Origin of the sequence: Selenomonas bovis DSM 23594 (genome assembly GCF_000381005.1) — a bacterium.
Lineage (GTDB): Bacteria > Bacillota > Negativicutes > Selenomonadales > Selenomonadaceae > Selenomonas_C > Selenomonas_C bovis.
Map to the genome: position 1 here is coordinate 23,279 of NZ_KB908404.1, position 6,692 is coordinate 29,970.

Consider the following 6,692-nt stretch of genomic DNA (forward strand, 5'->3'; position numbering starts at 1 on the left):
CTCATGCCCCCTTACGGCAGAACTTCGACATTCTTGTAATACCAGTGGATACCGCCCGTGATCTCCGCGTCGGAGAGCGTCTTGCCCGCCGTGCCGACGGTCGTGCCCGCGTTCGTCTCCAGCACGCCGTCGAAGACGTTGCAGGAGCCATCCATGATGCGCTTCTTCGCCGCCTCGACCTGCTCTGCCGTCCCGTCCGCGGCGAAATCCGCCACATCCGTGAGCTCGACCATGCCGTCGCGCATGCCGCGGTAGTAATTCTCCCCGTCATACGTCCCTGTCAGGAGACTGTTGATATAGTAGGTATAGAACGCGCCCCAGCCCCAGATGACGCTCGTGAGCGTCGAGCGCGGACATTCCTTGCTCATATCGGAGTTGTAGCCGATGGCGTAGACACCGCGCTGCTGCGCGAGGCGCACGGGCGCGTCCGTATCGCAGTGCTGCGACATGACGTCGCAGCCGAGGGCGAGGAGCTCCTCGCTCGCCGCCTGCTCCGCCGCGGGATCGAACCAGCTGTGCGTCACGCGCACGTAGACCCTGGCGCTCGGATTGACCGCCGCCACACCGATGGCGAACGCGTCGATGCCGCCCGTGACCTCGGCGTTCTCCGCACCCTGCGCGGCGACGTAGCCGATCTTCCCCGTCTTCGTATTGAGCCCCGCGACGATGCCGCTCAGGTACCGCGCCTGATAGATGCGGCCGAAATAGTTGATGAAATTCCGCCCGTTCGACAAGAAACCGCTGCTGTGCGCGAAATAGACCTGCGGATGCTTTTCCGCGAGCGCGGCCAGCGTCTGCATATAGCCGAAACTCGTGCCGATCACCACTTGACAGCCGTCCGCGATGAATTTCTCCGCCGCACGCGCGACGCCCGCCGCGTCGCTGTCCGGCACCACGGCCCGCTCGACCTGCTCCGGACGCAGCTCGAGATTGCGCATCATATCGCTGATGCCGAGGTCATGCGCGTAGCTGTAACCGCTGCCGACCGTGGGATCCGCGATGTAGAGCACGCCGATCTTGAGCTCGTCCTTCGTGATCAGCGCATGCTCCTGCGCATCGGGCACCCCCTGCTCCGACACGCTATCGTCCGCCTTGCCGCAGCCAGCGGCGAGACAGACAAGGAATACCGCCAGCAAGAGCAGCCATAGCCGATGAAACCTCCTCTGCATTTCCATCCCTCCCAGTATGTTTATCCCCAAAGGACTAATATCTATTGAAGCAAAACCATGTGATTCCTTCATTCGTTTGTTTGCAAACTTGCTACGTTTCTATCATTCTCTCCCGCCCTGAGATTTCCCTCCCCAGAGCCGCAAAAAATCAAAAAATGTCATAATGCCGGCAGCCATCCAGAAAAAAAGCGGCAGGCCGTACAAAGCGTACTGCCTGCCGCAGAATATTCTGCCGCGCTGCAAAGGCGCATCATATTACGAGAGACTCGGCGCCTCCTCGCTTGCCGCGAGCTCGTCTTTGAGGTCATGGTCGACCATCGCGCAGACGGAGGAATCCGACCAGACGTTCTCGCATGTCTCGATCATATCGATGATGGTATAGATGGGGAGGATGACGCCCATGAGGCCGATCGGCGCACCGATGCCGGACATGAGCGACAGCGTGAGGAAATAGCAGCCCATCGGCACGCCGGCGTTGCCGACGGCCGCGAGCACGGCGATGAAGAGCCAGGTGATCATCGTACCGAGGCTCAGCTCGAAGCCCGCGTTCTGCATGACGAAGAGCGAGGTGACGAGGATGAACGCCGCGCAGCCGTTCATGTTGATCGTCGTGCAGATTGGGAGCACGAAGCGCGCGACGCGCGGGTTCGCCTTGAGGCGCGTCTCCGCCGAGGCAAGCGTCACGGGCAGCGTGCCCGCCGAGCTCTTCGTGAAGAGCGCAACGGCGAGCGCCGGCGCCATCTTCTTGAACACGCGGATGGGATTGAGGCCGCGTGCGAGCAGGAAGAGCGGCAGCACAACGAAGAACTGGATGACGTTGCCGCCGAGCACGACAGCCGTGTACTTGCCGAGCGCGCCGACGATGACGCCGGCCTCGATCTGTGCCGAGAGCTGCGCGGAAAAGGCGAGGATGCCGAGCGGCAGCGCCCAGAGCAGCGCGCGGATGAGCGTGAAGAGGACTTCCTGCGCGCCCTCGATGCCCTTGAGGAGCACCGCGCGGTTCTCCGTCTTCGGCATGAACGCGAGCGCGAGGCCGACGGCCGCGGCGATGATCATGACGGAGAGCACGTTGCCGGAGAGGAACGGCTGCAGCAGGTTGTTCGGGATGACCGTGAGGAAATGATCATAATAGGAGAGCGAGCCGACCTTCTGCAACGGCACATCCGCGGCGCCCGCGCCGATGACGTCCGCCGGCAGATTGCCCGGCGCGATCCAGAGGTAGAGCACGAGGCCGATGGCCGCGGCGGAAATCGTCGTGAGCAGCGTGTACGTCACGGCATGCGCGAAGATGCGCCCCGTGCTCTTGTCCGCGCCGAGCGCCGCGAGCGTCGTGATGACGGCGAGTGCGATGGTCGGCACGGCGACGAACTGGAACAGCCGCGTGAAGACCGTCGCGATGAAATTAAAGAAGTCGTTGAGCGGTCCGATACCGAGCGTACCGAGCACGGCGCCGACGATGAGTGCGCCGATCCAGAGGATGAGCTGCCGTTTCTGATGGGCCTGATGGCGGGCCAGCGCATCCTTCGCCGCCTGCTGCACCGCATCCTTTTCTTCTGCCATAAAGATTCCTTCTTTCATGAATAGATATATAACTGCTATGTTTTATTTGTCTGCTATTATAGCCGCTTTCCGCGGCGCTGTCAACAGCGGAAAAGAAAAAAGACAGACGCGCCTGCCGTCTGCCCCGCCTATGCAAGGAAGCGGTTCCTAAAGGAAGCGCTGATTTATAGAGAAGCCGCGCATTCATTTAACCTTCCCCTCAGGGGGCGCGTTAGCGCGGGATGCCAGTGGCATCCCCGGGAGTGCCGAGCGTAGCGAGGCGGAAGAGGTGTTTTGCCTCGAATTTAGGTTTTTCTGCACATTCCCCCGCCGTGCAGCACCTCTTCCACCGCTTCGCGGTCCCCCTTCTCCTGAGGAGAAGGTATGTTCTCATCCACTCAAGAGTAAGTGGTAAAATCCTTGCATTAATCAGCGTTTCCCTAAAAAAACAGCATGCGGGCCAGAATACCTCAGATGCCCTCGCCGTCGAGTCCCGTGAAGCGCTGCTTCTCCGTGCGCTCGAGCTGCGCGACATGGCCCTGCTTCATCACGACCGTCAGCCGCCCGTAGGCGAGGCGGGAGAACTCGCAGCGGATCCGCGCCGCGAGCCGCTGCCAGGCCGCCGCGCTGAACGCGGCCTGCGGCAGCGCATCATCCCAGTGCTCGACGCGCCGCTTCTCCGCGAACTCCACCTGCACGAGGATGCCGTCCTGCGCGACGAGCACCGTCTCGCCGTTCGCCATCCTGCCGATGCCCTGCAGGATCTCCTCCATGATGTCCTCGGGAATCTCCCCCGTGCGCAACCTGCGACGTTTCATCACGCTCTCCTCCTCATCTTTTGCCTGCGGACAGGCGGCACACGCAGCTGCCGGCCGTGCCCGCCCTTGCACGGAGCCAGCCAATCGCGCCGCGCCTACGGCTTGCGCTCCCAGTTAATTACATAGTATTATGATATGTAATATTTATAAATATCATAATACAAAGCAATCGCACTGTCAAGATGGCTCCGCGGCGGCACGCGGCAAATCTGTAGCCTTTTCCACGGAACATCTTGCGCTCGCTCCTGATTCATGATTTAATAGTACACATCTTATATAGAAAGAACCGTTCGCATACCAAAGCAAAGGAGTTTTCTCATGAACGACGATTCCATCGAGGTGCACGGCGCGCATGTCTATGACGCGACGGGCGCCATCAGTGAGCCGATCTACCTCTCCGCCACCTATCGCCATCCCGGTTTCCGCCAGAGCACAGGATACGACTACGGGCGCTGCGCGAATCCGACGCGCGCCGTCCTCGAGAAGACGCTCGCGATGCTCGAGCGCGGCGAGCGCGCCTGGGGCGTCGCCTCGGGCATGGCAGCCGTCAACATCGTCCTGATGCTGCTCGCACCCGGCGACCACGTCGTCTTCGGGAGCGACCTCTACGGCGGCACGGTGCGCCTCGCGAACGAGGTCTACCGCCGCTACGGCATCGAGGCGAGCTACGTCGACACCTCCCGCCTCGACTGCGTCGAGGCCGCGCTGCGCCCTGAGACGAAGCTCGTCTTCATCGAGACGCCCTCGAACCCCATGATGCTCGTGAGCGACATCTGGGCCATCGCGGCGCTCGCGCACACGCGCGGCGCGCTGCTCGCCGTCGACAACACGTTCCTCTCGCCGCATTTCCAGAAGCCCCTGACGCTCGGCGCCGATATCGTCGTCCACAGCGGCACGAAATACCTCTGCGGCCACAACGACGTCATCGCGGGCTTCCTCGTCGTACGCGAGGCGGCAAGCGAGCTCGCGCAGCGCATCGACCGCCTCATCGTCTCCTCCGGCCCCATGCTCTCGAGCATGGACGCCTGGCTCATGCTCCGCAGCCTCAAGACGCTCGGCGTGCGCGTCGAACGGCAGGCGGCGAACGCGCTCGCCATCGCAAGTTGGCTCCGCACGCAGCCGCGCGTGCAGGCCGTCTACTATCCGGGGCTCCCTGACCATCCCGGCCATGCGCTCCAGGAGCGGCAGGCGACGGGCAGCGGCGGCATGGTCTCGTTCAAGGTTGAGAGCGCCGCGCTCGCCCAGGCCATGCTCGGCCGCGTCTCGCTCATCAGCTTCGCCGAGAGCCTCGGCGGCGTCGAGACGCTGCTGACGTATCCGCGCGTGCAGACGCACGCGGAGATGCCCGCGGAACTGCTGCGCGAGACGGGCCTCGACGACACGCTGCTCCGCCTCTCCGTCGGCATCGAGGACGTGCAGGATCTCATCTCTGACCTCGACCGCGCGCTGCATGCCTGAGCTGATTTCCTCCAGGAAAGGATTCGATACCATGTCTTACAATTTTGATGAAATCATCGACCGGCGGGGTACCTCCTGCCTCAAATACGATTTTGCCGCGGAGCGCGGCTACCCGGAGGACGTGCTGCCGTTCTGGGTGGCGGACATGGACTTCCGCACGGCGCAGCCCGTCCTCGACGAGCTCGCGCGCCGTGTCCAGCACGGCATCTTCGGCTACACCGACCCGGGGCCCGCGTACCGCGAGGTGCTCACGCGCTGGATGCGTGAGCAGCACGGCTATACGCCCGCCGCTGATAGCCTCGTCATGACGCCGGGCGTCGTCTTCGCGCTCGCGATGGCCGTCCAGTCCTTCACGGCCCCCGGCGACGCCATCCTCATCCAACAGCCCGTCTACTACCCCTTCAGCGCCATCATCCGCGACAACGACCGCCAGCTCGTGAACAGCCCGCTGCAGCTCAAAGACGGCCATTACGAGATCGATTTCGCACAGTTCGAGCAGGCCATCGTCCAGAACAACGTCAAGCTCTTCCTGCTCTGCAACCCGCACAACCCCGCGGGACGCGTCTTCACGCGCGAGGAGCTCTCGACGCTCGCCGCCATCTGCCTGCAGCACCACGTGCTCATCGTCGCCGATGAGATCCATCACGACTTCGTGCGCCCGGGCTTCCAGCATACGACGTTCGCCTCGCTCTCTTCTGACATCGCGCAGCATACCATCACCTGCACGGCGCCGAGCAAGACGTTCAACCTCGCCGGCCTCCAGTGCTCGAATATCTTCATCGAAAACCCCGTCCTGCGGCAGAAATTCCGCCGCACCATCGACCGGGCCGGCTACAGCCAGCCGAACGCGCTCGGCCTCTTCGCGGCGCAGGCCGCCTACGAGAACGGCTTGCCCTGGCTCAACGAGCTGCGCGCCTACCTCGAGCAGAACTACGCGCGCACGAAGGCATTCCTCGCGCGCGAGATGCCGCGCGTCCGTCTCATCGAGCCGGAGGGAACGTACCTGCTCTGGCTCGACTTCCGCGCCTACGGCCTCCCCGCCCACGAGCTCGACGACATCATCGTGCATCAGGCGAAGCTCTGGCTCGACAGCGGCCACATCTTCGGCGCTGACGGCGAGGGCTTCGAGCGCCTCAACATCGCCTGCCCCTGGCAGACGCTCTCGCGTGGCCTCGCACAGCTCACGGCAGCGTTCAGAGACCGTTAAGGAATCACTGATTCATTCGGCACTCCGTCTTCACACGTCTGCACTGTCCTCCCGCCCTCAACAAGCCTCAGCACAAAACACGACGGAGCGTTTTGCCACTACGCTTCCGCTTTGTCTTCCAGGGAGATACAGCGCATCCGCGTAAATCCGGAGCACCTCATTTCATCAGCGCTTTCTTAAATTGCCAACTGCAAGCAACGACAAAAGGGGGCTGTTGCACGTATCAACAACGTGTAGCAGCCCCTTTTAGTTTGCAAAAAAATGTTGCCAAGGACTTAAAAATCCTTGGCAACAGGCGTAAAATATAGATATGCAAAATCAAATTTTACAAGGAGATTATACATCCCTCGGCGGAAGTTTTCAACTCTGCCTTCCCTTAAATTTTGAATTTCAAATTCCAAAGGATGACCCGGTCCGTCTGCTACGCCACTTTGTGGATGAAATGGATTTATCCGCACTTTACCAGACATTCTCTCAGGCCCATAAGAACCGAGTGCAGCC

6 protein-coding genes are annotated in these 6,692 nt (G+C 61.9%); 2 read left to right on the forward strand and 4 right to left on the reverse strand.

Features of this window, described 5'->3' with window-relative positions; all coding sequences use genetic code 11:
* Window positions 1-11 precede the first annotated feature (11 nt).
* The 3 genes from F599_RS0110375 to F599_RS0110390 form a co-directional block, all read right to left on the reverse strand.
* Window positions 12-1,169, reverse strand: coding sequence for a BMP family ABC transporter substrate-binding protein (locus F599_RS0110375; RefSeq protein ID WP_071592869.1), 1,158 nt, complete (start codon window positions 1,167-1,169; stop codon window positions 12-14).
* Window positions 1,170-1,424: 255 nt separating this feature from the next.
* Entirely contained in the window at window positions 1,425-2,729 is a 1,305-nt protein-coding gene (locus F599_RS0110385) for a dicarboxylate/amino acid:cation symporter (protein WP_019543468.1), read from the reverse strand.
* Window positions 2,730-3,178: 449 nt separating this feature from the next.
* Window positions 3,179-3,526 (reverse strand): DUF2292 domain-containing protein, encoded by a 348-nt coding sequence (locus F599_RS0110390; RefSeq protein WP_019543469.1) that lies wholly within the window; start codon window positions 3,524-3,526, stop codon window positions 3,179-3,181.
* A gap of 318 nt (window positions 3,527-3,844) precedes the next feature.
* On the opposite strand from F599_RS0110390, the gene F599_RS0110395 reads away from it, so the two are divergent.
* Both F599_RS0110395 and F599_RS0110400 read left to right on the forward strand, forming a co-directional pair.
* On the forward strand, window positions 3,845-4,984 hold the full coding sequence (locus tag F599_RS0110395) for a trans-sulfuration enzyme family protein (RefSeq protein ID WP_019543470.1): 1,140 nt from the start codon (window positions 3,845-3,847) through the stop codon (window positions 4,982-4,984).
* A 31-nt stretch (window positions 4,985-5,015) separates the two neighbouring features.
* Window positions 5,016-6,191, forward strand: a complete 1,176-nt coding sequence (locus tag F599_RS0110400; RefSeq protein WP_019543471.1) for a MalY/PatB family protein — start codon at window positions 5,016-5,018, stop codon at window positions 6,189-6,191.
* A 275-nt stretch (window positions 6,192-6,466) separates the two neighbouring features.
* On the opposite strand, the gene F599_RS15610 is transcribed toward F599_RS0110400, so the two are convergent.
* A partial coding sequence (locus F599_RS15610; RefSeq protein ID WP_211209087.1) for a hypothetical protein occupies window positions 6,467-6,692 on the reverse strand: 226 nt, incomplete at its 5' end.